The organism is Rhodococcus sp. WB1 (assembly GCF_001700945.1).
GTDB lineage: Bacteria > Actinomycetota > Actinomycetes > Mycobacteriales > Mycobacteriaceae > Rhodococcus > Rhodococcus aetherivorans.
In genome coordinates this window covers 334,252-359,087 of the sequence record NZ_CP015529.1, presented here as the reverse complement: position 1 = coordinate 359,087, position 24,836 = coordinate 334,252, and the positions used below count along the sequence as shown (strand labels likewise).

Annotated in this window: 28 protein-coding genes; 9 read left to right on the top strand and 19 right to left on the bottom strand. The window is 71.5% G+C overall.

Annotated features, from left to right (window positions below):
• Positions 1–146 precede the first annotated feature (146 nt).
• The 3 genes from A4U64_RS01730 to A4U64_RS01720 are packed head-to-tail and all read left to right on the top strand — an operon-like array spanning position 147 to position 2,338.
• The gene (locus A4U64_RS01730) at positions 147–974 is read left to right on the top strand and encodes an HpcH/HpaI aldolase/citrate lyase family protein (protein ID WP_037201171.1); all 828 of its coding nucleotides are present in this window, start codon (positions 147–149) and stop codon (positions 972–974) included.
• A 1-nt stretch (position 975) separates the two neighbouring features.
• Positions 976–1,983 carry a MaoC family dehydratase gene (locus A4U64_RS01725; protein WP_065922062.1) on the top strand — a complete coding sequence of 336 codons (1,008 nt, stop codon included), beginning with the start codon at positions 976–978 and terminating at the stop codon, positions 1,981–1,983.
• A 13-nt stretch (positions 1,984–1,996) separates the two neighbouring features.
• Positions 1,997–2,338 carry a WhiB family transcriptional regulator gene (locus tag A4U64_RS01720; RefSeq protein ID WP_043802729.1) on the top strand — a complete coding sequence of 114 codons (342 nt, stop codon included), beginning with the start codon at positions 1,997–1,999 and terminating at the stop codon, positions 2,336–2,338.
• A gap of 115 nt (positions 2,339–2,453) precedes the next feature.
• Here the strand turns inward: A4U64_RS01720 and A4U64_RS01715 are convergent, their stop codons facing one another.
• The gene (locus tag A4U64_RS01715) at positions 2,454–3,524 is read right to left on the bottom strand and encodes an enoyl-CoA hydratase/isomerase family protein (protein WP_065922061.1); all 1,071 of its coding nucleotides are present in this window, start codon (positions 3,522–3,524) and stop codon (positions 2,454–2,456) included.
• 44 nt (positions 3,525–3,568) lie between these two features.
• Between A4U64_RS01715 and A4U64_RS01710 the strand changes: the two genes are divergently transcribed.
• The gene (locus A4U64_RS01710; protein WP_065922060.1) at positions 3,569–4,795 is read left to right on the top strand and encodes a CoA transferase; all 1,227 of its coding nucleotides are present in this window, start codon (positions 3,569–3,571) and stop codon (positions 4,793–4,795) included.
• Positions 4,792–6,186 (top strand): amidohydrolase family protein, encoded by a 1,395-nt coding sequence (locus A4U64_RS01705; protein WP_065922059.1) that lies wholly within the window; start codon positions 4,792–4,794, stop codon positions 6,184–6,186. The genes A4U64_RS01710 and A4U64_RS01705 overlap by 4 nt, the downstream gene beginning before the upstream one ends.
• A gap of 181 nt (positions 6,187–6,367) precedes the next feature.
• On the opposite strand, the gene A4U64_RS01700 is transcribed toward A4U64_RS01705, so the two are convergent.
• The 16 genes from A4U64_RS01700 to A4U64_RS01630 all read right to left on the bottom strand — a co-directional run bounded on the left by A4U64_RS01700 (position 6,368) and on the right by A4U64_RS01630 (position 20,695).
• The gene (locus A4U64_RS01700; RefSeq protein ID WP_006941430.1) at positions 6,368–7,180 is read right to left on the bottom strand and encodes an ABC transporter permease; all 813 of its coding nucleotides are present in this window, start codon (positions 7,178–7,180) and stop codon (positions 6,368–6,370) included.
• A complete protein-coding gene (locus A4U64_RS01695; RefSeq protein ID WP_050035939.1) occupies positions 7,177–8,103 on the bottom strand; it encodes an ATP-binding cassette domain-containing protein in 927 nt (308 codons plus the stop codon). The genes A4U64_RS01700 and A4U64_RS01695 overlap by 4 nt, the downstream gene beginning before the upstream one ends.
• Before the next feature lies 1 nt (position 8,104).
• A complete protein-coding gene (locus A4U64_RS28435) occupies positions 8,105–8,248 on the bottom strand; it encodes a hypothetical protein (RefSeq protein ID WP_198163359.1) in 144 nt (47 codons plus the stop codon).
• A 419-nt stretch (positions 8,249–8,667) separates the two neighbouring features.
• On the bottom strand, positions 8,668–9,312 hold the full coding sequence (locus tag A4U64_RS01690; RefSeq protein WP_065922058.1) for an FMN-dependent NADH-azoreductase: 645 nt from the start codon (positions 9,310–9,312) through the stop codon (positions 8,668–8,670).
• 44 nt (positions 9,313–9,356) lie between these two features.
• Positions 9,357–10,574 carry a CaiB/BaiF CoA transferase family protein gene (locus A4U64_RS01685; RefSeq protein WP_065922057.1) on the bottom strand — a complete coding sequence of 406 codons (1,218 nt, stop codon included), beginning with the start codon at positions 10,572–10,574 and terminating at the stop codon, positions 9,357–9,359.
• Entirely contained in the window at positions 10,571–11,350 is a 780-nt protein-coding gene (locus A4U64_RS01680) for a tyrosine-protein phosphatase (RefSeq protein ID WP_044476590.1), read from the bottom strand. Before A4U64_RS01680 ends, A4U64_RS01685 begins: the two co-directional genes overlap by 4 nt.
• A gap of 96 nt (positions 11,351–11,446) precedes the next feature.
• Positions 11,447–12,523 (bottom strand): acyl-CoA dehydrogenase, encoded by a 1,077-nt coding sequence (locus tag A4U64_RS01675; RefSeq protein WP_006947370.1) that lies wholly within the window; start codon positions 12,521–12,523, stop codon positions 11,447–11,449.
• A complete protein-coding gene (locus A4U64_RS01670; protein ID WP_006947369.1) occupies positions 12,523–13,671 on the bottom strand; it encodes an acyl-CoA dehydrogenase family protein in 1,149 nt (382 codons plus the stop codon). Before A4U64_RS01670 ends, A4U64_RS01675 begins: the two co-directional genes overlap by 1 nt.
• Positions 13,672–13,694: 23 nt before the next feature.
• On the bottom strand, positions 13,695–14,318 hold the full coding sequence (locus A4U64_RS01665) for a TetR/AcrR family transcriptional regulator (protein WP_043802744.1): 624 nt from the start codon (positions 14,316–14,318) through the stop codon (positions 13,695–13,697).
• On the bottom strand, positions 14,315–15,865 hold the full coding sequence (locus A4U64_RS01660; protein WP_029546230.1) for an acyl-CoA synthetase: 1,551 nt from the start codon (positions 15,863–15,865) through the stop codon (positions 14,315–14,317). Before A4U64_RS01660 ends, A4U64_RS01665 begins: the two co-directional genes overlap by 4 nt.
• Positions 15,866–15,897: 32 nt before the next feature.
• The gene (locus A4U64_RS01655; RefSeq protein ID WP_029546232.1) at positions 15,898–17,055 is read right to left on the bottom strand and encodes an acyl-CoA dehydrogenase family protein; all 1,158 of its coding nucleotides are present in this window, start codon (positions 17,053–17,055) and stop codon (positions 15,898–15,900) included.
• A 46-nt stretch (positions 17,056–17,101) separates the two neighbouring features.
• Positions 17,102–17,911, bottom strand: a complete 810-nt coding sequence (locus tag A4U64_RS01650) for a crotonase/enoyl-CoA hydratase family protein (protein ID WP_006947364.1) — start codon at positions 17,909–17,911, stop codon at positions 17,102–17,104.
• Positions 17,912–18,040: 129 nt separating this feature from the next.
• Complete coding sequence (locus A4U64_RS01645; protein ID WP_065922056.1) at positions 18,041–19,384, bottom strand: permease prefix domain 1-containing protein; 1,344 nt, start codon at positions 19,382–19,384, stop codon at positions 18,041–18,043.
• Complete coding sequence (locus tag A4U64_RS01640) at positions 19,384–19,746, bottom strand: PadR family transcriptional regulator (RefSeq protein WP_006947362.1); 363 nt, start codon at positions 19,744–19,746, stop codon at positions 19,384–19,386. Before A4U64_RS01640 ends, A4U64_RS01645 begins: the two co-directional genes overlap by 1 nt.
• A gap of 142 nt (positions 19,747–19,888) precedes the next feature.
• On the bottom strand, positions 19,889–20,140 hold the full coding sequence (locus tag A4U64_RS01635; RefSeq protein WP_006947358.1) for a hypothetical protein: 252 nt from the start codon (positions 20,138–20,140) through the stop codon (positions 19,889–19,891).
• Between the two features lie 96 nt (positions 20,141–20,236).
• On the bottom strand, positions 20,237–20,695 hold the full coding sequence (locus tag A4U64_RS01630; protein ID WP_065922055.1) for a hypothetical protein: 459 nt from the start codon (positions 20,693–20,695) through the stop codon (positions 20,237–20,239).
• Positions 20,696–20,905: 210 nt separating this feature from the next.
• Between A4U64_RS01630 and A4U64_RS01625 the strand changes: the two genes are divergently transcribed.
• Both A4U64_RS01625 and A4U64_RS01620 read left to right on the top strand, forming a co-directional pair.
• On the top strand, positions 20,906–21,244 hold the full coding sequence (locus tag A4U64_RS01625; protein ID WP_006947355.1) for a hypothetical protein: 339 nt from the start codon (positions 20,906–20,908) through the stop codon (positions 21,242–21,244).
• Between the two features lie 54 nt (positions 21,245–21,298).
• Positions 21,299–21,775, top strand: coding sequence for an acyl transferase (locus A4U64_RS01620; RefSeq protein ID WP_065922054.1), 477 nt, complete (start codon positions 21,299–21,301; stop codon positions 21,773–21,775).
• Between the two features lie 39 nt (positions 21,776–21,814).
• Here A4U64_RS01620 and A4U64_RS01615 read toward each other — a convergent pair whose 3' ends face one another.
• Together A4U64_RS01615 and A4U64_RS01610 are read right to left on the bottom strand one after the other, a co-directional pair.
• Complete coding sequence (locus A4U64_RS01615) at positions 21,815–22,036, bottom strand: alpha/beta fold hydrolase (RefSeq protein ID WP_232334147.1); 222 nt, start codon at positions 22,034–22,036, stop codon at positions 21,815–21,817.
• A 98-nt stretch (positions 22,037–22,134) separates the two neighbouring features.
• Complete coding sequence (locus A4U64_RS01610; RefSeq protein WP_044476587.1) at positions 22,135–22,842, bottom strand: SOS response-associated peptidase; 708 nt, start codon at positions 22,840–22,842, stop codon at positions 22,135–22,137.
• A gap of 260 nt (positions 22,843–23,102) precedes the next feature.
• Here A4U64_RS01610 and thiD point away from each other — a divergent pair, with 260 nt between their 5' ends.
• Entirely contained in the window at positions 23,103–23,915 is an 813-nt protein-coding gene (gene thiD / locus A4U64_RS01605) for a bifunctional hydroxymethylpyrimidine kinase/phosphomethylpyrimidine kinase (protein WP_065923381.1), read from the top strand.
• 181 nt (positions 23,916–24,096) lie between these two features.
• A complete protein-coding gene (locus A4U64_RS01600) occupies positions 24,097–24,795 on the top strand; it encodes an SDR family NAD(P)-dependent oxidoreductase (protein ID WP_029546250.1) in 699 nt (232 codons plus the stop codon).
• The last annotated feature ends 41 nt before the right edge of the window (positions 24,796–24,836 follow it).

Here is a 24,836-nt window from a genome sequence, read left to right as displayed (position 1 = left end):
CGGCCTATGCGTTGCCCCAGTCCTCGCTTATGAGTCGGCGCCGGGTAGCGCTGGACCAGACAATGGCCGTACATTTATCCCGTTCCCGACCGCCCCACAGCAGAGGTTGATCCGTGAATCCTGCGCAGCCCCGCCGCCGGCGAGCCGTGCTCGTCGCCCCCGGCTCCGACGAACGCAAGGCCGGCAAGGCGCTGGCCTCCTCGGCCGACGAGGTGGTCCTCGACCTCGAGGACGCCGTCGCCACCGCCCTCAAGGACACCGCCCGCGACCTCGTCGCCGATCTGGTGTCCACCCGCGGCACCGGCCGCGCGATCGCGGTCCGCGTCAACGGTCCCGGCACGCCGTGGTTCGCCGACGACCTGCGCGCCTGCGCCGCCCTCGGACCGGCCCTGTCGTCGATCGTGGTGCCCAAGGTGGAGGGCCCGGCCGACCTCGCCGAGACCGACCGGATCCTCACCGAGGCGGGCGATGCCGACCTCGTGGTGCAGGCACTGATCGAGACCCCGGCCGGGGTGACCCGCCTCGACGAGATCGTCACCGGCCCCCGGCTGGCCGCGGTGATCCTCGGCTACGCCGACCTCGGCGCCGCGCTCGGCCGCGCCCGCACCGCCGCCCCCGAGCACTGGCTGTACGTGCAGGACCGCCTCCTGCACGCCGCCCGCGCCGCGGGCGTGCAGGCGATCGACGGACCGTTCCTGTCCATCACCGACGACGAAGACTTTCGTCGCGCCGCCCGCTGGACCGCCGACCTCGGCTTCGACGGCAAGTGGGTCATCCACCCGGCCCAGATCGACTCGGCCGCAGCGGCCTTCACCCCCGACGACGCGCAGGCCGAGCAGGCCCGACGGGTGCTGGCCGCCCTGGCCGAGGCCGAGGCCCGCGGCGCCGGAGCCGCCCAGCTCGACGGACAGATGCTCGACGAGGCGGTCGCCGTCGCCGCCCGCCGCACCCTCGCCCTGATCGGAGACAAGTGAGATGACCACCGCACGCACCGCCACCGAGGTCGGCGGACCCTACTTCGACGAGCTCACCGTCGGCCAGGTCTTCGACACCGCCCCGGCCGTCACGATCACCGACGGCCTCGCCGCCGCCCACCAGGCGATCCTCGGCGACCGGCTGCGCCTGCCCCTCGATGCGCACCTGTCGGCGGCCGTCGCCGGTGGGCCCGTCGCGCACGCCGGCCTCGTCACCGACCTGGCGATCGGCCAGTCCACCCTGGTCACCCACCACGTCAAGGCCAACCTGTTCTACCGCGGCCTGCGCTTCCACCGCTTCCCCCATATCGGCGACACCCTCTACACCACCACCGAAGTGGTGGGCCTGAAGGAGAATTCGGCCAAGCCCGGCCGCAAGCCCACCGGGCTGGCGGCGCTGCGCATGAACACCGTCGACCAGAACGGGCACACCGTCCTCGACTTCTACCGGTGCGCGATGCTGCCGCTGAGCGAAACCCCCGATCCCGCGCGCGTCGTGCCCGCCGACGACCTGTCCGCGATCGGCCCGCAGGAACCGCCGCGGTGGTCCGCCCCCGCCGACTGGGACCTCGCCGCCTACCGGACCCGCGTTCCGGGACCGCATTTCGATCCGTCGCTCGCCGGTGCAGTGCTGCGGTCCAGCGGCGACGTCGTCTCCAGCGCACCCGAACTCGCGCGCCTGACCCTCAACATCGCCGCCACCCACCACGACGAACGCGTCGGCGCCGCAGGACGACTGGTGTACGGGGGCCACACCATCGGCCTCGCCCTGGCCCAGGCCACCCGCGCGCTGCCCAACCTCGTCACCGTCCTCGGCTGGCACTCGTGCGACCACACCGGCCCGGTCCACGAGGGCGACACCCTCACCAGCGACCTGCACATCGACTCCGCCCAACCCCTCGACGGCGGCGGGGGCGTCCTCGAACTGCGCTCGATCGTCCACGCCCACCGCGGCACCGACGCGCCGGCACCCGTGCTGGACTGGCGCTTCACCGCCCTCATGGCCTGACCCCGGAACCGACATGACACTCCCCGCCTTCGCCCCGAGCCCCACCGAAGTCCCGGACCCACACGACGGGCACCACTGGCGTCTGCACGCCCGCTGCCGGTTCATCGGACCGGACACCTTCTACGCCCCCGAGGACGAGACCTGGGGCGAGCGGCAACGCCGGGAACGAGCGGCCCGGGACATCTGCGCGGCCTGCCCGGTCCGCATCCCGTGCCGCGACGATGCCGTGAAGAACAAGGAACAGCACGGGATCTGGGGCGGACTGACCGAAAGGGAACGCCGCGGACTGCGGTATGTCCGCTGGCTGCCGGACGGTTCTGCGACTCGTGGGGCGGGTACGTCGGCGGCCGGCTGACCTCCCTCGCATGCGCTCGGGGCCGAGCGAATGTATCGCCCACTCGATCTGATCGAGTGGGCGATACATTCGCTCACTCCCCTTCGCTCACTCCCCTTCGCTCACTCCCCTTCGCTCACTCCCCGCGGACGGCGATCTCGTCGATCAGCCCCCACTCGAGCGCCCGCGGTGCCTCGAGCGCGACGCCGGTGACGAACAGGTGCAGCGCGCGCCAGCGGCCGATGCGGCGGGGCACGCTCACGGTGCCGCCCGCGCCGGGGATCAGGCCCATCGTCACCTCGGGCAGCCGGAAGAGCGTGTCGGGGGCGGCGACGATCCGGTGTGCGAACGCCGGGACCTCGATGCCGGCGCCGACGCAGTGCCCGTGCACGCGCACCTCGGTGCGGTCCGCGAGCGCGGCGATCAGCCGTCCGGCGCCGCCGCGGGTGCGGATCAGGTGCGCGGTCGCGGTGTCCGGGGTGTGGCCGAACTCGTCGAGGTCACCGCCGGCGCAGAACGACGGCCCGGCGCCGTCGAGCACCACCCGCGCGACGGTGTCGTCGAGCAGCGGCAGGCGCAGCGCCTCGACCAGGGCGTCGCGCAGCGCGGTGCCGTAGGCGTTGCGGCGTTCGGGCCGGTTGAGGGTGAGGTGCAGGGTGTCGCCGTCGCGGTGGATCAGCACCGGATCCGCGACGGGCGGCGGCGGCAGCGGCCGCCCGAGCCTGCGACGCTCGTCGAGCCAGCCACCGAACTCGGCGCCGCCCTGCAGGGTGGAGTAGGCGAGCGATTCGACGTCGATCGCCTCGGGCACCGGCAGCGTCTCGGTGATTCGCAGCACCTGCCCGGCGACGAGGGCCGACTGCGGATACCGCCCCACCGCCCGGACGAACTCGGCGAGCGCCGTTTCGACGTCCTCGGTGCCGACCACCGCCCGGTCCGCCGGATCGGGCCCCGCGACGTACGTGAGGTCCAGCGCGGCGGTCAGCGGCGCCAGGGCGGCCGGGACGGCGCCAGTGCAGCGCCCGACGAGCAGCCGATCCAGTGCCGGCACGTGGGCGGCCGCGGCCTCGACAATCGACGCGTCGGCGTCGTCGAGGTCGACGATCAGCACGGGTTCGCACAGGGCGGCGCCGTCGCCGAGAACCGGTGTGTCCGCGTCGCCGCCCGCGAGTTCCGCCACCGTGAGGGTTCGTACGCCCGTGCCCATGTCCGCCGTCCTGAAGTCGTTTCGCGGACTGTAGCATCGGCGGCGTGTCGACCTCCGCGCGCCCGGATGTGCTGCGGGACTGGGCCGAGAGCGGAATCGCTTCTCTCACCGGCCGTCCCGACGGGCCACCCCTGATTCCCCCCGGTCGCGCGGCGACCGTCGCGCGGGAACGCACCGCCTGGATCGCCGACGTCACCGGCGGAGCGGTGCAGCTCGACGGGGCGCGCATGCTCGCCGAGCGCGCCGCCTTCACCGGGCATCGCCGCGGCGGCGCGACGTCGGCCGGCGGTTCGTGCCGGCTGCTGCCGACGGCCGACGGCTGGGCCGCCGTCTCCTGCGCCCGGCCCGACGATCCCCTGCTGCTCGGCGCCCTCGTCGGCGCCGACGTCGGGGACGACCCGTGGCCCGCGGTCGAGGCCTGGCTGCGCGAGCACACCGGCGCCGACCTGGCCGAGCGCGCCGACCTGCTCGGCGTCGCGGCCGGACCCGTCACCCCTGCGCACGCTCCTGCCCCCCTGCGACCGCCGGCGCCGCGCCCCGTCGACGGGTTGCTCGTCGTCGACTTCAGTGCGCTGTGGGCGGGACCGCTGTGCGCGCACGTGCTGGGCCTGGCGGGGGCGCGGGTGATCAAGGTGGAGACACCGTCCCGGCCGGACGGCGCCCGCCGCGGCAATCCCGACTTCTATCGCCTGCTGCACGGCGGCCACGAGGCCGTGACCCTCGATCCCGCCCTCCCCCACGAGCGCGCAGCCCTCGCTGCGCTCGTCGCGGCCGCCGACATCGTGATCGAGGCGTCCCGCCCGCGCGCGCTGGCCGGATTCGGCCTGCACGCAGACGAATTCGTCGCCACCGGCGGGACCTGGATCTCGATCACCGCGCACGGACGCGCCTCGAACCGGATCGGTTTCGGCGACGACATCGCCGCGGCCGCGGGACTGGTCGCCCGCGACGGCGACGGGCCGATGTTCGTCGGCGACGCGATCGCCGATCCACTCACGGGTCTGACCGCGGCGGCGCTGGCGATGTCCACACCCGGCGACGGCGGCGGGGTGTTGTGGGACATCTCGATGTCGGCGACGGTGGCCGCCACCCTGGACGGAGCCGAAACTGCTGCGGCGCAGGCATACCGGCGGGGCGAGAAGTGGTACGTCGACACCGCGGCGGGCACCGCGCAGATCGAGACGCCGCAACCACGCGCCCCGCGCGGCGACGTCGCCGAACCGGGTCGCGACACCGCCGCGGTGCTCGCCGAACTGGGGTCGGCGCGGTGACCGGCCTGCTGCTGCGCGACGTCGCGCTGCCGGCCGGCCGGTGCGACGTCGCGGTCCGCGACGGCCGCATCACGGCGATCGGGGTCGGCCTCGAAACCGACGGCGAGGTGATCGACGGCCGTGGTGGGGCGCTGCTGCCGGGACTGCACGATCATCACCTGCACCTGCACGCGATCGCCGCGGACGCCACCTCGGTCCGGTGCGGGCCCCCGCACGTGCGCACACCCGGCGACCTGGCCCGGGCGCTGGACGCCGCGCCCGGCGACGGCTGGGTCCGCGGCGTCGGCTACGTCGAGACGGTCGCGGGCCTGCTCGACGCCGCGGCGCTGGACCGGCTGCACGCGCGGCGACCGGTGCGGGTGCAGCACCGCAGCGGCGCGATGTGGGTGCTCAACTCGGCGGCGACGATCCTGGCCGGACTGGACTCGGCCGACCATCCCGGGGTGGAGCGCGACGACGCCGGTCGCCCCACCGGGCGGGTGTGGCGGGCGGATGCCTGGCTGCGCGAGCGGCTGCCCGCCACCGGGCCGCCCCCGCTCGATGCCGTGGGCGCGGACCTGACCCGCCTCGGGATCACCGGGATCACCGACGCCACCCCAGATCTGGCGCCGGGCTCGCTGGCCGCGCTGATCGACGCACACGTCTCCGGCGCGCTGCCGCAGCGAGTGCACCTGCTGGGGGTGCCCCTCGGCGACGAACCCGAGGATCGACCGGCGACCGTGACGACCGGCCCGTACAAGATCGTTCTCACCGACTCGGGACTGCCCGACTTCGAGGCCCTGGCCGGCACCGTCCGTCGCGCCCACGCCCGCGGCCGGCCGGTGGCGGTGCACTGCGTCAGCCGCGAGGCGCTGCTGTTGCTGCTCGCGGTGTTCGAGGAGGCCGGCACCCGTCCCGGAGACCGGATCGAGCACGGGGCGCTGGTCCCGGCCGAGTCGATCGGCGAGCTGCGTCGTCGCCGGGTGTGCGTGGTGACCCAGCCCGGCTTCCTCGCGCACCGCGGCGACGACTACCTCGAGCGGGTCGATACCCGGGATCTGCCGGACCTGTACCGCTGCCGGTCCCTGCTCGACGGCGGCGTGCCCGTCGCCCTGTCGAGCGACGCCCCGTACGGGCCGCTCGACCCGTGGGCTGTGATCGCGGCCGCGACGAACCGTCGCGCCCCCACCGGCGACGTCGTCGGTCCACAGGAGCGGATCACCGCCGCCGCCGCCCTCGACCGCTACCTGTCCCCCCTCGACGACCCCGGTGCCGAGCCGCGCAGGGTGCGGGTGGGCGCGCCGGCGGATCTGGTGCTGCTCGACCACCCGCTCACCGATGCGCTTGCGGAGCCGACCGCGGAAGCAGTGCGCTGCACCGTGATCCGCGGCGAGATCCGGTATCGCCGCTGAGCCCGGGCCCGGTCGGACGAGGTCCTGCCCGGGCTGCTGCACCCGTTCGCGGGTCACGCCCGCACCACCGTCATGAATACCTGTTCCTTGGTCGAGGAGTGCGTCCGCGCTGCACGACGAGGTCGTCCCGGTGGGTCGCGATCTTCGTCTCCAGCGCGGCGCACCGCCCAGGTGGGCTGCCTCAACGCGCGACCAATGCGCGCACCCGGCGCGCGATGCCGGGCAGGAGCGTCACCACCGCCCCCAGCGCGACCGCGGCGACGACGGCAGTGGCCGTGTCGCCGAACGTGGCGGTGCCGAGCTCGTGGCCGCGCAGGGCATCGGTGGCGTGCGCGACCGGGTTGAGCGTCGCGGCGGCCTGCATCCAACCGGGCATGGTCTCGATCGGGGCGAAGGCGCTCGAGACGAACATCAGCGGCATCATCACCATCATCCCGGCGAACTGCACCACGTCGGGACGGCGGAGTCGGTCACCGATGAGCCCGAACAGGGCACTCATCGCCGCGGCCAGCACGGCGAGAACGACGATCCCGGCCAGGGCGTCGACGACGGTGCCATGGAACTCGAATCCGAGTACGACGGCGGCGACACCGAGGAGCGCGGCCCGGGCGAGCGTGAATGCGGCTTCGTTGAGCGTGCGCGCCACACCGGGCAGCGCCCCCCGCATGGGTAGCGCGGCGAAGCGATCGTGCAGGCCGTTGGTGTGATCGATCGCCGCGGACACCCCCGCGTTGGTGCCGGCCATCACGGTGGAGACTGCCAGCATGGCGGGGGTGAGGAAGTCGATGTAGCTGACCCCGGGAGGGAAGCCGGGTCCGGCCGCCACACTGCGGAACACCTGACTGAACAGGACCAACATCGCCATCGGCATGGTCAGCGAGAACATCAGCAACTGCGGGACGCGGGCACTCGTGCGCAGATTGCGGACCACGAGGGCGGCGAGCTGGTCCGCGGCGGGTGAGCGCCCGGGTCCGGTGGTGAGCATGGCGTTCATCGGGTGGCTCCGTTGTGGGTGAGGTGGGTGAAGACGTCGTCGAGGCTGGGCGAGGTGACATCGAGGTCGCTGATGCCGACGCGGTCCCGGGTGAGCTGGGCGACGAGTTCGGCAGCGGTCATCGCGTCGCCCACGGTGAGTGCGACACGGACCCGGCCGTCCTCGACGGGATTTTCGGCGTCGGGGCGGAACGGCAGGTCGCCGAGCTGGTGCGTGGGGATCGTGGCGGTCACCACCTTGCCGCCGACAATCCGCTTCAGCTCGGCGGGAGTGCCGCGGGCGGCGACCCGCCCCTGGCTGAGCACGACAATGTGGTCGGCAAGCCGGTCGGCCTCTTCGAGGTACTGGGTCGTGAGCACGACGGTGGTGCCGTTGGTGGTGAGTTCGTCGACGACGTCCCACAGCGCGCTGCGGGCGATGGGATCCAGGCCGGTGGTCGGCTCGTCGAGGAACAGTACCGACGGAGATCCGACCAGGCTGGCGGCCAGGTCGACCCGACGTCGTGAACCGCCGGAGAGCTCACCGACCCGCCGCGACGCTAGGTCGTGCAATCCGAGCCGGTCGATCAGGGTATCGGCCCGAGCCCGTGCCCGACCACGCAGGCCGGCGAGGCGGCCGATCAGTTCCACATTCTCTCGGGTAGTGAGGAACTCGTCGAGGCCGGCGTACTGGCCGGTGACCCCGATCCGGCGGCGGACGTCCATCGCATCGGTGACGACGTCGAGGCCCTCGACCAGCGCCCGGCCGACGGTCGGCCGCACCAGCGTGGTGAGCACGCGAATCAAGGTCGTCTTACCGGCGCCGTTGTGGCCGAGCACGCCGAGCGTCGTGCCCGCCCCCACCTCGAGGTCGAGGCCGTCGAGCGCCCACGTCTTGTCGTAGGCGACATGGAGATCTTCCACAACTACTGCAGGGGTGTTCATCTCACGCCTCCGAACCGGTGCCGGGCACGTGCACCGCCAGCGCGCCGCGATGTCGCCGGCCCGGACGGTGGGGCACCCCCGCAGGGAGGGGCGGTGCGTTGGTGTCGTCGACGTCGAGCGCGATGTGGACACGGCTGGTCATCATCTGAGGGTCCTTCCGAGACGCGCTCCCCTGGGTGGGGAACTTGACTCTTCTGACGAGCGACCCGCGATGTGGACGCATCACATCGACAGCGTCTGCTCGAGCGCGGCGCGGCAGGGCCGAACGAAGGGATCGTGGTGGGAGCCCGATCGGCCCACCAGAACCGGCGCATCTCCCGGGGCAGATGCGAACGGCGGAAGGGCCCGGGCCGTCTCCCGCAGGTCGCACAGGTCTTCGACGACCTGACTGCCCGCGCACCCGCGGGCTCGGTGCAGCAGGCCGAGCTGCTCGCCCCGGCCGCCTCCATGTGGAGCTTGACCGGCTACCAGGGGAACTCGGTGTCCCTGGCGCGGACTACCTTGACGAGCGCGGAGCCGACGCCGAATTCGCCTGAGAACCAAACGGGCGGACGGGCGCGCCGGTCAGGCGCCGAGGTCGTGCGCGAGCCGTTGCACCCGCTCGCGCGCCGCGTCCAGGCTCGCCGTGGAGCGCTCGGTCATCGGCGCCAGCGCCGGAATACGGGACGCGAGAGTGTATTCGGCGGTCACGACCGTGACGTCCATGCCCAGTGACGTGCCGAGCACCTGCTGCAGCGGCGGCACGGTGTGGTCGAGGCCCTCGTCCGGATCGCCGGGCCCGTAGGCCAGCCCACGGCTCGAGATCACCACGACGGGCGTGCCCGCGAACGGCTGGTCCAGCGTGTCGAACGGCACGGTGGTGCCGAGCACGTGGACGTGGTCGATCCACGCCTTCAGCGTCGACGGCAGCGACCAGTTGTACATCGGGGCGCCGATCACGACGACGTCGGCGGCGGCGACCTCGGCGATCAGCTCGGTCTGCACCGCCTCGGCCGCAGGATCGACGGCGACGCCGGAAACCCGCAGCCGGGGCGCATAGTGCAGTTCCGCGTCCGCGAGATGCGGGACCGGGTCTCGGTGCAGGTCCCGCTCGACCACGGTGTAGCCGGGTCCGCGGCGGCGCCACGTGTCGGCGAACAGGCGGGTCAGTTCGCGCGTGACGGACGTCTGCCGGTTCGCGGACGAATCGAGCTGCAGCAGCTGGGGCACGTCGGGCTCCTTCGGGTTCGGGTACTGCGCTGGACGACTACCGGCTACTGCACGATGCCGGCGGCACGCAGCCCGGCGACCTGCGCGTCGGTGAGGCCGAGTTCGGCGAGCACTGCGTCGGTGTGCTGTCCCAGCGCCGGTACCGCACCCATGCGCATCTCGACATCGGAGAAGGTCATGGGCGGCAGCACCGCCCGCACCGCGCCGGCCTCGGTGCCGACCTCCCGCCAGCGGTCGCGCTCGGCGAGCTGGGGATGCTCGATCAGGTGCTTCATGTCGTTCAGGCGGGCGGCCGGAACACCGGCCGCGGCGAGACGTTTGTCCAGTTCGGCGGTCTCGAAGCGGCGTGTGTTCTCGGCGACGACCGCGTCGGTCTCGGCGCGGTGTTGCACCCGCAGGATGTTCGTCGCGAACTTCGGGTGCCCGGCGAGATCCGGGCGGCCGAACACCTCGGTGACCAGCGCCCGCCAGCCCCGGTCGTTCTGCACGCCGATGAGGATCTTTCCGTCGACGGTCGGGTACGCGTCGTAGGGCGCGATCGACGCGTGGCTCAGACCCATCCGCTGCACCTGCGTGTCCTGGTACATCTGCAGGTACATCGGGTGGCCGAGCCACTCGACGGTCGCGTCGAACATCGACACGTCGATCGTCGCCCCCGCGCCGGTGCGTTCGCGCCGGAACAGCGCCGCCTGGATCGAGGTGAGCGCGTACATGCCGGCCGCGATGTCGGAGGTTGGGATGCCGGTCTTGGTGGCGGTCTCCGGGGTGCCGGTGATCGAGCACAGCCCGGTCTCGGCCTGGACCAGCATGTCGTAGGCCTTGCGCTCGCGCAGCGGGCCTTCGGTGCCGTAACCGGTCATGTTCACCACGATCAGCTCGGGCCGCTCGCGCCGCAGCTCGTCGGCGCCGAGCCCGAGCCGCGCCGCCGCGCCGGGCGCGAAGTTCTGGATCACCACGTCGGCCTCGCCGACGAGCCGGCGCACCGCGGCGACGCCCTCGGTGGACTTGAGGTCGACGCAGATCGACTCCTTGCCGCGGTTGAGCCACACGAAATGCGATGCCAGCCCGTGCACGGCGGCGTCGTAGTTGCGGGCGAAGTCGCCCTCCCCGATGCGTTCGACCTTGATGACACGGGCGCCGAGATCGGCGAGATGGCGGGTCGCGATGGGGGCGGCGACCGCCTGCTCGAGGCTGACGACGGTGATGCCTTCCAGCGGCAGTCCCGCCGATCCCCCGGCTTTCGGCTCGCTGTTCTCGCTCATCGCGTCGGTGCCTTCCTGTCTCCGTATACCGTTGCAGCCACGTCTTCTCCTCGGGCACGTGCGCGCCACCGCCGCACGTCGTCCTCCCCCGCCCCGTGGTCGATCAGCCACGCCCCCGGCCCTCCGGGATGCGCGACGAGGCGTTCGACGATCGGGGAGATCGCCTCGGCCGGGGCGCGGAACAGGTCGGACGGCACCGCCCGGTCGCCGCCCGGGAACGAGCCGCCCACGCGCAGCCCGACGGCCTCCCAGCGACGGAGGAGCAGGGGCATGTTCGTGTCGGTGGCCGCGTAGTCGTCGACGACGGCCTGCGGTTCCACGCCTGCGGCGAGCAGCAGGACGGCGACCGCGAGACCGGTGCGGTCCTTGCCGGCGGTGCAGTGCACGAGGACCGGGCCCGCGGCCCGCGCGACGACCGGCACGAGCCCGGCGAACAGCGGCGCGGCCACGTCGAACACCCGGCCGTAGAGTTCGGCGAGGCCGAGGCCGGTGCGCCCGGCCGGCGCGGCGTCCGCGTGCAGCGACAGGCGATGCACGTGCGTGCCGTCCGGCCAGGTGAAGGCGCGGTGCCCGCGTTCGGCGTCGGATCGCAGGTCCACCACCGTCGTGGGCGGCCGGTCGGAGAGGATGCCGCGCACCACGTCGCCGGTGTAGCAGGCGTCGCCCCGATACAGCACGCCGGGCGCGGTGCGACCGCCGTCGGTCAGCGGCAGTCCGCCGAGATCTCGCAGATTCACCGGTCCGGGCACGCGCTGTTGCTCGTCCTGCACTCGCACCTCTCCTCGTCGGTCCGGCACCGCCGGAACACGCGCCGTCACCCCACAGTTCATACCGGGCCGGTGGTACCTGTCCAGCGGGCCGCGGCGGATGCCCTATTCCGGTCGGCCGTCCGCGATCAACGGCCACAGCCCCCGGGACCCGGCGTCGACGGCCGCCGCGGTGAGCACCTCGTCCCAGAACCGCACGGAGCCGAACTCCCTGCGCCACGACAGCAGCCGGTTCGCGTGCCGGTGCAGCTCGTGCTCCATGGTGAAGCCGATCGCGCCGAGGCTCTGGTGGGCGTTGCGCACGACCACCGACGCGGCGTGCCCCGCGCAGGACTTCGCGGCAGCGATCGCGAATCCCGCTTCGTCGCTGCCGAATCCGGAATCCTCGGCGATCGTCACGGCTGCCTGCGCGGCGGCACGCGCGAGCGCGCCCTCGGCGGCGATGTCCGACACCAGGTGCTGCACGGCCTGGAACTTGCCCAGGGCACGGCCGAACTGCACACGCGTGGTGGTGTGCTCGACGACCAGGTCGAGCACCCGCTCCATCGCGCCGCTCATCGCGAGAGCCCGGGCGAGCGCCCCCCGGCGCAGGAACTCCTCCGCGGTGCCCGCCGGAACTTCGGCGCCGGACAGCGCGGCGACGTCGACACGGATGTGGTCGCGCGGCTCGGACGCGACGTCGACCGCCTCGGTGACCTCGACGTCGGCGCGGGCGACGTCGGCGACCCGCCACGTGCCGTCCGCCTCCCACAGCACGACCACGGCGTCGACGTCGCGGGCCCACGGCACGTGCCGGGCCGAGCCGTCGGCGGTCAGCACGGCGGCGGTGCGTGCCGCCGCCGGATCGGTCACCGCGCGCTTGCAGCCGGACAGCTGCAGCAGCCAGCCCGCGAGGAGGTCGTTCTCGGCCACCGGCACCGCCGCGGCACCGGCGCCCGCGGCGCCGAGCAGATATGCGGCCTCGGCCCAGCCCGCCTCGCTGCCCCCGTCCGCCTCCGGACCGGTGAGCCGGGCGAGACCGAGTTCGACCAGAGTGGACCACAATTCGCGGTCGAGGCGCAGCGGCCCGGTGAGGCGGTGATCGTCGCCGCGGCGCTCACCGAAGACCTGTTCGAGCATCTGCGCGAATTCGCGCATCTCCACATCGTTATCGGTCGACGTGCCGTTCGTCGCGTTGCTCATCAGCGCATCCCCAATCCCCGCGCGATGACCCCGCGCAGAATCTCACTCGTGCCGCCTCGGAGGGTGAATCCGGGACGCTGCATGACACCCGACCGCACCAGCTCGGCGAACTCGTCACCAGCGGTGTCGCTCTCGCCGGCCAGCTCGTCGGCGAGGTCGGCGATGTCGCCCTCGGCCTGCGTGCCGAGCACCTTGACCACCGAGGCGGCGACCTCCGCGTTCTCGTGCCGCTGCAGCGCCTCGGACACCCCGCGCGACATGTGGTGCAGGCCGAAGATCCGGCCGACGAACGCGCCGATGCGGGGGTCGGCCGGCAGGCGGCCGGCGGCTGCCTCGTCCACCGCGCCGGCGAGCACACCGAAGGTGGACATGAAGCGTTCCGGGCCGCTGCGCTCGTAGCCGAGTTCGGAGGTGACCTGCGCCCAGCCGTCGCCGATCGTGCCGAGCACGAGGTCGTCGGGCACGAACACGTCGTCGAGGACGACCTCGTTGAAGTGGTGCTCACCGGACATCGACAGCACGGGCCGGATCTCCACGCCGGGCGAGTCGAGCAGGACGATGAACTGGCTCAGCCCGGCGTGCCGGTGCGCCGGGTCGAGCGGGGCGGAGCGGGCCAGCCCGAAGAAGGCGTCGGCGTGGTGGGCGCCGGAGGTCCACAGCTTGGTGCCGGTGATGCGCCAGCCGCCGTCGACCTGCACGGCCTTGGTCTTCACGCTCGCCAGGTCGGATCCGGACTCGGGCTCGCTCATGCCGATGGCCCAGCAGATCTCGCCGCGGGCGATGCCGGGAAGGAACCGTCGCTTCTGCTCCTCGGTGCCGTACTTGAGCAGCGAGGGCGCGGCCTGCCGGTCCGCCACCCACTGGGCGGCGACCGGCGCGCCGACCGCGAGGAGTTCCTCGGTGACGACGAAACGCTCCATGAAGGTGCGGCCGTGCCCGCCGTACTCGGTGGGGATGGTCATGCCGACCCAGCCGCGGGCGGCCAGGGCCTTGGTGAAGTCGGTGTTCCAGCGGGCGAGCCAGGTGTCCACGCCCGGGGTGAACACGCCGGCCTCGATCTGCTCGCGCAGGAAGGCGCGCACCTCGGCCCGCAACGCTGCGAGACTCGGGTCGGGGGCACCGGCGGACGGTACCAGTGATGTACGCATGGTCGTCTTCTTCCGTGAGGGGGTCAGGGTCGCGGCTGCAGCAACAGCAGGGCCAGATCGCCGTACCGGGCCGCGATGTCGGCGGGGGTGTCCGGACCGTCCGGGTCGTACCAGTTCGCGATCGAGGTCGTCATCGCCAGGATCGAGCGGCGACAGTCCTCCGGGTAGGGGGTGGTGAACGCTCCGGATCGCATCCCGTCGTCGATGATGCTGCCCAGCAACTCGTTTCCGGAACGCCGCCGCTGCTCGTAGACGGCCGCGTTCTCCGGTTCCAGGTTGCGAACCTCGGTGCCGATCATCAGGCTCTGTTCCTGGCAGATGGTCCGGAACCGGACCAGGGCGACCACCAGGGCCCGGAGCCGCTCCACCGGGTCGTCACCGACGCGTGACAGCTCCTCGTCGCACATCGCGTCGAAGGCGTTCACGCCGTCGATGAGGATGGCCAGCAGCAGGTCCTGCTTGTTCTTGTAGTGGTAGTACAGCGCCGACAGGCTCACGCCCGCCTCCTGGGCGATCGTCCGGATCGACGACGCACCGTATCCGTTGCGGACGAACTCGCGACGCGCCGCCTCGATGAACACCCGTTGCCGCTCCGACGGCGCCACGGTGTCGCCCTGTCGTGCGTATGTTCCCCGTCGAACACTCATCCGTTTCCTCCGGCGGTCGCGGGGCGCAGCGCCCCCTTGACGAGCTTGCCGGTGGGTGTCCGGGGCAGCGCGTCGACGAAGTCGACGCTGCGCGGGCACTTGTACCCGGCGATGCGGTCGCGGCAGTAGGCGATCAGCTCCGCGGCGAGCGCGTCGTCGCCGGCGACGCCCGCCGCCGGCTGGACGACCGCCTTGACCGATTCGCCCATCTCGGCATCCGGCACACCGATCACTGCCACGTCGAACACCTTGGGGTGCAAGGCGAGGGCGTTCTCGATCTCCTGCGGATAGATGTTCACCCCGCCGGAGATGATGGTGAACTTCGCCCGGTCGGTGAGGAAGAGGTAGTCGTCCTCGTCCAGGTATCCGATGTCTCCGGTCGTCGCCCAGGTGGGGTGGAGCGGGTTGCGGGACTCGGCCGTCTTCTCCGGGTCGTTGTGATACTCGAAGCTGTAGCCGGGACGTTCGAAGTAGATCAACCCGATCTGTCCGTGCGGCAACTCCGTTCCGTCCTCGGCACAGATGTGCGCGAGGCTGGCATGGCCGTGTCCGGTGCGGCCGACGGTGCCGGGCTTCCGGAGCCATTCCTGCGGCGAGACGATGGTGCTGCCCACGGATTCGGTGGACGAGTAGTACTCGTAGATCACCTCGCCCCACCAGTCGATCATCGCCTGCTTGACCTCGACGGGGCACGGCGCGGCGGAGTGGATGGCGGCGCGCATCGCGGACAGGTCGTAGCGGCCGCGGACCTGCTCGGGCAGCTTCAGGAGCCGGACGAAATGCGTGGGCACCCACTGACTGTGGGTCACGCGGTAGCGCTCGAGGTCGGCGAGGCAGGTCTCGGCGTCGAACCTGCCCGCGACGATCGCTGTGCCGCCGAGTGCCTGCGCCGCGGCGCCGAACCGCAGGGGCGCGGCATGGTAGATCGGGGCGGGCGCGTAGTACACGCAGTCGTCGTCGAAGCCGAAGCTCTGCAGCAGCCCGACCGCGTTGGAGGCCGCCTGCTCACCGACCTGCGCTCCGCTGAGCGCGGGCTTGATCCCCTTCGGCCGGCCGGTCGTGCCCGACGAGTAGAGCATGTCCGTCCCGCCGGGCTGGTCGACCGGCGCGGTGGTGCTCATCGCGGCGATCTCGGCCTCGTATCCGAGGTGGCCGGGAACGTCGCCGCCGAACGCCAGGCGGTGCCGCACCTTCGGCGTGTCGCCGGCCACGGCGACCGCGAGGTCCACGAGCGGCGCGGACACCACGAGAGCCGCGGCGTCACAATCGTCCACGATGTAGGCGACCTCGGGCGGGGCGAGATGCGTGTTCACGAACGTCACGTACATGCCGGAACGCACTGCAGCCCAGTACAGTTCGAAGACGGTCACGTCGTTGACCGACAGCACGGCGAGGTGGTCGCCCGCGCCGAGGCCGTGGGCGCGGAGCCAGTGCGCGAACTGCACCGAACGGTCCTCGAGCTCGCGGTAACTGATCTCGCGCCCCGTGGCCGCCTCGATCGCCGCCGGCTTGTCCGGGGTGATCGAGGCATAGCGTCCTGGATACATTCGTGCTCCTTCTGCCGGTCCCACCGGGACGTCTAGAGGCCGAGGTCCTTGGCGATGATCGTCTTCATGACTTCGCTGGTGCCGCCGTAGATCCGGCTGACGCGGGTGTCGGCGTAGAGGCGGGCGATCGGGTATTCGGTGATGTAGCCGTAGCCACCGTGCAACTGCAGGCACTTGTCGATCACGCGGCCGGCGACCTCGGTGCAGTACAGCTTGGCACGGGCGGCGTCCGCCACCGACAGCTCGCCCCGGTCGAGCAGCTCGAGGCAGTGGTCGGCGAAGACTCGCGCCGCCTGCACCTCGGCGGAGCATTCCGCGAGAACGAACTTGGTGTTCTGGAAGGAGGCCACCGGCTTGCCGAACACCTTGCGGTCCTTGGTGTATGCGACGGCATGCTCGATCGCGGCCGCGGCCTGGCCGACCTGGTTGAGCGCGATACTCAGACGTTCCTGGGGCAGGTTGTGGGCGAGGTAGCCGAAGGCCTTGCCCTCCTCGCCGAGGAGATTCTCCACCGGAACCCGCACATCCTGGTACGACAGCTCGGCGGTGTCCTGCTGGTGCAGCCCGATCTTGTCCAGCTTGCGACCGACGGAGAACCCCTCGGCATCGGTGGGCACGCAGAGGATCGACAGGCCGGCACGGCGGTCCTCCGGGTCGAACGGCGCCGTCCGGCAGACGGTGAGGACCAGGTCGGCGGTGACGCCGCCGGTGATGAACGTCTTCGCGCCGTTGACGACGTAGTGCGAGCCGTCGGCGGACAGCTTGGCGGTGGTGGCGATGTTGGCCAGGTCCGAGCCGGTGCCGGGCTCGGTCATCGCGATGGCGGTCATCATCCGGCCGGACGCGAAGTCCGGCAGCCAGCGCTTCCGCTGCTCGTCGCTGCCGTACTCGAGCAGGTACGGCAGGATCAGGCAGGAGTGCACGGTGTAGGAACCGAACGACACGCCGGCCCGGGCCACCTCCTCGAACACGATGGCGTTGTACTTGAAGCTCGATTCGCCGCCGCCGCCGAACTCCTCGGGCACCTGGATACCGAGGACGCCGAGCTCACCGAGACGGTGGAAGAACTCGCGCGGCGGCCGGCCCAGCGCATCCCACTCCGCCTGATGCGGCAGAACCTCGCGGTCGATGAAATCCCGCAGCATGGAACGGAATTCGTCGTGTTCCTGAGTGAAGATCGTCCGCTCCACGGCCGTCTCTCCTTCGTTGTGTGCGGCGGCTCGGGGGCCGGGGCGGTCAGTTGCCGGTGAAGTTCCCGGTGCGGCGTTCGAGGAACGCCGAGAGTGCCTCACCGTGGTCGGCGGTGTGGTGCGAGAGGGCCTGGAACGCGGCGGAGAGCTCGAGGATGCTGTCGAGATCCTGGCGCTGCCCCTCGCGCATCAGCTTCTTGGTCATGCGCAGCGCGTGCGGCGGATTCACCGCGACGCGGGCGGCGAGTTCGTTCGCGGTGACCAGCAGCTGCTCGGGTTCGACGACGCGGGAGACCATGCCCCAGTCCAGCGCGGTCGCCGCGTCGACCCGGTCGCCGGTGAAGGCCATCTCCGCGGCCCGCGCCGCACCGATGGCGCGGGGCAGCAGCCACGCGCCGCCGTCGCCGGGGATGATGCCGAGCTTGACGAAGCTCTCGGCGAAGAATGCGGTGCTCGAAGCGATCCGCATGTCGCACATCATGGCCAGGTCGCAGCCGGCGCCGACCGCGGGTCCGTTGACGGCGGCGATGATCGGCACCTCGCAGTGGTAGATCGCCTTGGGCAGCCGCTGGATCCCGCGACGGTAGCCCTCACGCAGCTGATGCGGGGCACCACCGAACATCCCGGCGCGGTCGGCCATGTCCTTGACGTTGCCGCCGGCCGAGAACGCGCTGCCGGCGCCGGTGAGGATCACCACGCGGGTCTCGTAGTCCGCGTTCGCCTCCTCCACCAGCTGCACCAGCCGCTCGACGACGTCGTCGCCGGAGATCGGATTGCGCGCCTCGGGCAGGTTGATCGTCCACGTCGTGACGTGGCCTTCCCGGCGGGAGAGTACGACGTCCTCGGGTGCGCTCATGCGGAGGTCCTTTCGGCCGGCGATCGGCGGCAGGCAGTAGATTAGGTCGAACGATCGTTCAAATTACTGCCTTGCGGACCGGTTGTAAAGGCATGGACGGATCGACTGCCGTTGTTCGGTGACCGACGGTCACGCGAAGTCGAACATCGGCGGGAGTAGGCAGACGACCAGCGCCGCCCAGATGCCGAAGACGGGCAGGTAGCGGGTCTGCCAGCGTTCGAGGGAGCCGAACCCGCGGCGGCCACGGACGAACCCGAGGACGAGCCGGGCCGACCAGGCAAGATTGACCAGTAGGACCAGGTTCATCCCGAGAGCGGCCACCTTGTTGGGGGTGAAGCCGAACTCCGCGATCCGGGTGAGCATGGCTGTGAGCATGAGCAGGTCGACCGCGAGAGCGAGGACGACGAGGACGAGCTGGAGACGGTCGAACAGGTCGGGCGGCAGGTGAGGTTCGCGGGCGGAGATCGCATACAGCAGCAGCCCCAGGACGACGACGAGGATGAGGTCCATCAGGATCAACAGGTTTCGGTCGACGTCGACGACGCTACCGGTCGTCGCGAACGCCGCGAGCAGCACCAGCAACATGAGGATTGTGAGGGGTGTGAACACGCGGGTGAGGACGGGCGCGATGTTCTCCACCACGTTCTGCTTCGCCTCCACGAGCCAGGCGGCGACGACGACCGCGCCCGCCGCACCGAACGGCAGCACCCACTCCTCGACGACCCACTCGGCATCCGTGCCGAGCGCGTCGAACGCGCCGATCGTCAGGCCCACGAGGACGCCGCCGCCGAGGGCGAGCAGGGTGAGATAGACGACCCATTCGCCGGTGAATCGGACGAAGTCCATCCACCGCCGGTCGGACCGCCACTCGCCTCCGACGTAGGCGAGGCCGACGACGAACCACAAGGCGATCGGGGCATGGATCGCGGCGATCACCTCGGTCGATCCGTTCGGGACGAAGGGAAACGCGTTCGTCACGACCGCCACCAGGGCGAACGGCACCAGCAGCGCCGCGGCGCCGCGGGGCGTCACGCGGCGCTTCCAGGCGAAGTACCCGGCGAGGAACGGAAGCACGAGCAGGCTGACGTTGCGCACGACGACGCCCTCGTCCAGTGTCGCCAGTCCGGCCTTCAGGGCGACCGCCGCGCCGACGGCGAGCGCGAGCACGACGAACAGCTCACGTGTGGGCCGCGTGGCACCGTCGTCCGGTGCGGGCATCAGCACGAGTTGCTTCCACAGGCGTTCGGAATGCTCCCGCGCGAACTCGCGGGAGATGTCGTCCACGCTGCCCATGCGTTTGACCGCGACCAGGAAGGCCTCGTCGGCCCCCAGTCCGGCGGCGGACAGATCCGAGATCTGGTCACGCAGGTGGTCTTCCATCTCGTCGGCGTCGGCGGCGGATATCGCGCGACGACGCTCGACGTAGACGCGCCACTGACCGATCTGCGACTCCAGCGCGGCATCGGTGTCCATCACGACCATCCTCCGGCGGGGGTCGCGGGCACCTCGGCGCAGCGCCAGACCTGGTCCAGCGCGTCCGCCACGACGTCCCACTGACTGCGCCGTTCCGCGAGCACGCTCCGGCCTGCGTCGGTGATCGCGTAGTGCTTGCGCCGTCGCCCACTGTCGGAACTTCCCCACGACGCCGACACGTATCCGGACCGTTCCAGGCGATGCAGCAGCGGGTACAGCATTCCGTCGGTCCATTGGATCCGTCCACCGGACAGATCCTTGACTCGTTTGAGGATGGCGTACCCGTAGGAGTCGCCGTCGGCGAGGATTCCGAGCACAAGCGGGGTCGCCGAGGCCGCCACCAGGTCCTTGTCGAGGTACATAGAACTCCTATGCCTAGATCAGCTAGGTATCAACCTAGCAGATTCAGACATGAGCCAACCGCACTTCTCGATGCGCCCGGTTCGTCCAAGGCCGGCACGCCGGCGGGGTTGATCGCGAGGGTCCGGGGCGTACGGACAGCGGTCAGGACTTCTTCGGCTCCGCCTCGACCTCGTCGTCGTCGGCGAAGACGAGCCGGCCGTCGTCCAGCGCGACGGCCCACCGGCGCACCGGCGCCCAGTCCCGCCCGAGCTGCTCGCCGGCCCGGGCGGCTTCGCTCGCATAGTCCTCGACCACCACTCCGGGCAGTCGGCTCTTGTCGTCGCCACGACGCACCACCACCCGCGAGCCGACGGTGAGCCCGCCCCTGCCTGCAACTCCCGAGTTGTCACTCATGACAAATGATCATTGCATCGATCGCTCTTCCGGACACCCCTACCACGGCAGGACCGCCTCCGTGTCGGCACCTGCGCGTCACCGGCGGCGCCCATCTCACTCGACCACCGGGAAGAGGGACTCGCCGTCCTCGGGGCTGCCGCCGATCTGACCTCGATCGACCCGCGAGTCCTCGACGATGACACCCTCGACCAGCTCTGCGTGCTTACGTCCGCCGTCGTAGACGGCTGTGCCGCCTCCGCCGTCGTAGACGGCTGTGCCGCCTCCGCCGTCGTAGACCTCGTCGACGATGTCCTCGGTCAGCTCGTCGTCCGGCATGGCCGCAACCGGCCGCTCGAGCGGCTCCGGGGGCGCCACGTCGGGTTCCTCCTCGGCGAGGCGCTGGTCCAGCGACTCGCCTTCCTGCTCCTCCCGCTGCGTGGTGCCGAACCGGTCGGCCCCGCTCCAGCCCTCCGGCGGGTCCACGACCTCGTCGCCGTCGTCGTTGCGGACTTCGTCGGAATCGAGGCCCTCGCTCGGGCTGAGCGTGTCGCCGGGACCGTCTTCGATACTCATGGCTGCGAGGTACCCGAGCCGTGGGACCGCGAAACGCGGACGGGTTTGTCTGCCCCGGATACCGTCTATGCCCGGGGCACGACCACGGCGAGGGGGCCTTCCCATGGGCGAGAACGACCTCTTCCAGCACATCGAGGGGCTGGTGAGCGAGAAACGGTCGACTCCCGTCGCCGGTGACGGACACCGCGAAGGACGAGGTGGGGAGTAGACATGGGCGAGAGCTCGGGAACCGGGGACGCGGAGACGCTGACCGTGGAGCTGGAGGACGCGGGCGGCACGTCGTGGTGGGCCTCCCTGCTCGCGACGCTGAGTTCGCAGTACGGCAACGCGTACAAGCGGTTCGTCGGCCGGGTGGACGAGGAACGCCGCTATGTCGGTCCCACCTTCCCGGTCCCCCGGACGTGGGGGGACATCCCGCCGCAGGAGGCGTGGGCGCCGGAGATGAACCGAAGCCTCGCCGAGGTGCTCCGGCACATCGAGGACGATCACTGGGTGCAGACCGGTAAGGGGCAGCAACCGTGGGAGTTCCGGTTCACCCGGCCTCGGTGACCGGATCGCGACGAGGATTCCGTGCGGGTACGATTGCCGAAAACTGTTGCTGCAGTGACTGTCTCGGTAGGATTGGTCGCGTCGTGCGGCGACGGCGACACCACGCCGGGCGCGCAATCGACCACGAGCGCGTCCGTTCCCGCGTCGGCACCGGCACCGGCGACGACGGCCGAGAGCGCCCCCGCGTCCTCCTCGCCGGAGACGTCGCCGGCCGCGACGAGCGAGGACGCGACGCCACCGGCCGGGTCGTCCTTTCCCGGAGAAGACCTCACCCCGGAGCAGGCCGAAGCGCTTCAGCGCGCGGTCGACGAGGGTAGCCAGCCGTGGCGGCTGGATCCGTCCCTCGTCGCGCAGGCGTTCGTGGCGGACCGATTCGGATGGAGCGACACCGACGCACGCGCGGCCGACCCGCACACCGTCGAGGTGACCAACCGGGCGGACGGCAGCATCGTGGTGCTCCAGCTGCGCCGGCCCGTCCGGGAGAGCGCCGACGGAATCTGGGTCGTCACGGACGGCGTCCGGATCGGCTGAGCCACCAGCGGAAGTGCAGCCGGCACCCGCTCGCCGGAATCATGCCTCCGCCGCGGCCCGCCGGACCAGGTCGACGATCGCCTCGGGGACATCCCACTGCGGCGCATGCCCGGCCCACGGCAGCGGCACGAACCGGGCCCCGGGAACCAGCGGGACGTACCGCACCGTCTGCGCGGAGGCGACGACGTCGAGTACGCCCTGCGCGAGGGTGACGGGGCACGCGATCCGGTCGAGACCCGTCGGCACGGCGTTCCACAGCATCGCCCCCCGATTCCGCGAATCCTCCCTTCACGGAATGTGATTCGGATCGCGAGGCGCGCCACGGCAGGGCCGCCCGAGCCCCGATGGCCCCGCGCCGCTCACACCGGCTCGAGCAGTTCCGGGCGGTTGTTGCGAGGGTTGTTGACCGCGGTGCCGACCTCGTAGGGCTCCAGGTGGGGTTCGGGGACGGAGGCGATCAGCGCGTCGACGTCGTCGCGGTCGGTGAGGGCCGGATCGAGCCACACGTCGTGGAAGGACGGCGGCAGCACCAGCGGGCACCGCTCGTGGATCTGCCCGGCGGCGTCGGTGGCCTCCGTCGTCAGCACCGTGACGGTCCACAGCCACTTGTCGGGATGGTCGTCCGGCAGGCTCGGATCCGGCCACAGCTCGTACAGGCCGGCCATTCCGAGCACGCCGTCGCCGTGCAGGAAGTACGGCACCTTGGTGCCGTCCTCGCGCTTCTGCCACTCGAAGTACCCATCGGCCGGCAGGATGCACCGTCGCCGGGCGGCCGCGGCCTTGAACGACGGTTTTTCGGTGATCGTCTCGCAGCGGGCATTGATCAGCCGGTTGCCGATCTTCGGGTCCTTGGCCCACGACGGCACCAGCCCCCACCGGGCGGACCGGAGCTGACGCACCGCCTCCCCGCCCGGATCGTCCTTCGGGGCGCGCTCGAGCACCACCCGCACCGTCTGCGTCGGCGCGACGTTGTACGACGGGGGCAGCGGCTCGCCCACCGTCTCCACCACGTCGAACAGGGAGCGCAGTTCCTGATCGGTGACCGTGCTCGCATACCGACCGCACATGCCGCCCACCTTCTGTCGTCGTGCCTCGACCGGTCGATTCCCATGGTGCCGCACCGCACCGACATGCGCCGGGCCGCATGTGACGCCGGTCATCGGCGCAGGTCGTCCGGCCGGGACGCACGGCCGGGCGCGCTAGCCTGGTGCCGGGACCGATCGTGCGAACCCGGCGACGACGTCGCGGGCAGCCGTGGTCTCCCCCGACGTGCCGGTACCTTCCGGGTCCGGCACGCAGTCTGTCCCCCATCGGATTGGAGTACATCGTGGTCGACCTCGCCTATGTCATCGCCGGGTCCGAAGCCACCGGCGGCGCAGGGTTGCAGGTGGATCTGAAGACATTCCAGGAGCTGGGCGTCTACGGCGTCGGCACCACCACCTGCATCGTCTCGTTCGACCCGCGGAACGACTGGTCGCACCGCTTCGTCCCGATCGCGCCCGAGGTCATCGCGGACCAGATCGAGGCCGCCACCGCGGCCCACGACCTCGACGTCGTCAAGATCGGCATGCTCGGCACCCCCTCGACCATCGAGGTGGTCGCCGAGGGCCTGCGTCGCCAGTCGTGGCGGCACGTCGTCCTGGACCCGGTGCTGATCTGCAAGGGTCAGGAGCCCGGCGCCGCGCTCGACACCGACAACGCGCTGCGCGAGGCCGTGCTGCCCCTGGCCACGGTGGTCACCCCCAACCTGTTCGAGGCCCGCACCCTGGCGGGGATGGACCGCATCGAGAGCGTCGACGGCCTCGTCGAGGCCGCCCGCCGCATCCACGCCCTCGGCCCGCGGTACGTCCTGGCCAAGGGCGGCGTGGAGCTGGCCGGCGACGACGCCGTCGACGTGCTCTTCGACGGTGTGGAGGTCACCGTGTTCTCCGCGCCGAAGGTCGGCCGGGAACGGGTCTCCGGCGCCGGCTGCACGCTCGCCGCGGCCGTGACCGCCGAACTCGCCAAGGGCGCCGACGTGCCCGCCGCCGTCGCGCTGGCGAAGGACTTCGTCACCGCCGGCATCGAGGGCCGGGTCGGGGCGCACACGCCGTTCGACACGGTGTGGCAGGGCGCGTACGCGGCGTCGCGCACGGCATAGGACCACCCCCGTCCGTCGGCGATCCGGATTCGACTATCGGAGTGCATGTTTCGGACATCGACAACCGCCGGGACGGTTGTCGATGTCCGGAACCGGCACGTGTGGCTCGGTATCGCGATGCGCGGGCACGTCCGACGCCTATCGTGGACGGGCATCCGTCCGCTCGGCCGAGAGGATTCCCATGACCGCGATCCGGACCGCGCTCGTCACCGGCGGCACCGGCGGGCTCGGTGCCGCCGTCACGACGCATCTGCTCGAGACCGGCTGGCGGGTCGTGGTCCCCTGGGTGGCTCGTACCGAACTCGGCCGGCTCGCGGACCATCCGCGTCTGCATCTCGTGGAGGCGGACCTGTCCGACGAGGCGCAGCTGCGGCAGGCCGTCTCGCTCGCGGCGGCCGAGGAATCCGCGCCCCTGTTCGGTGTGGTGAATCTGGTGGGCGGGTTCACCTCGGGGCCGCGGGTGCACGAGACTCCGATCGAGGTCCTCGACGCCCAGCTGGATCTCAACGTGCGCACCGCCTACGCCGTGACCCGCGCGGCGCTGCCGCACCTGCTCGCGGGCAGCGGTGGGTCGGTGGTCTGCATGTCGACCGCGGCGACGAAGCGGCCGTTCGCCGGGGGCGCCGCCTACGTCGCGTCGAAGGCCGCCGTGACCGCACTGGTCGAGACCCTGGCCGTCGAGTACGCCGCCGACGGCGTCCGGGTCAACGCGCTGCTGCCCGTCGTAATCGACACGCCCGCGAACCGGGCGGCGATGCCCGACGCGAACCGGCGCTCGTGGTCGCAGCCCGCCGAGATCGCGCGCGTGATCCGGTTCCTGCTCTCCGACGACGGCGCCGCCGTCACCGGGGCTTCGATACCCGTCACGCATGTGGGCTGACGCGCCCGGCGCACTCCGCACCCGTCGGGCCGCCCCGGCTC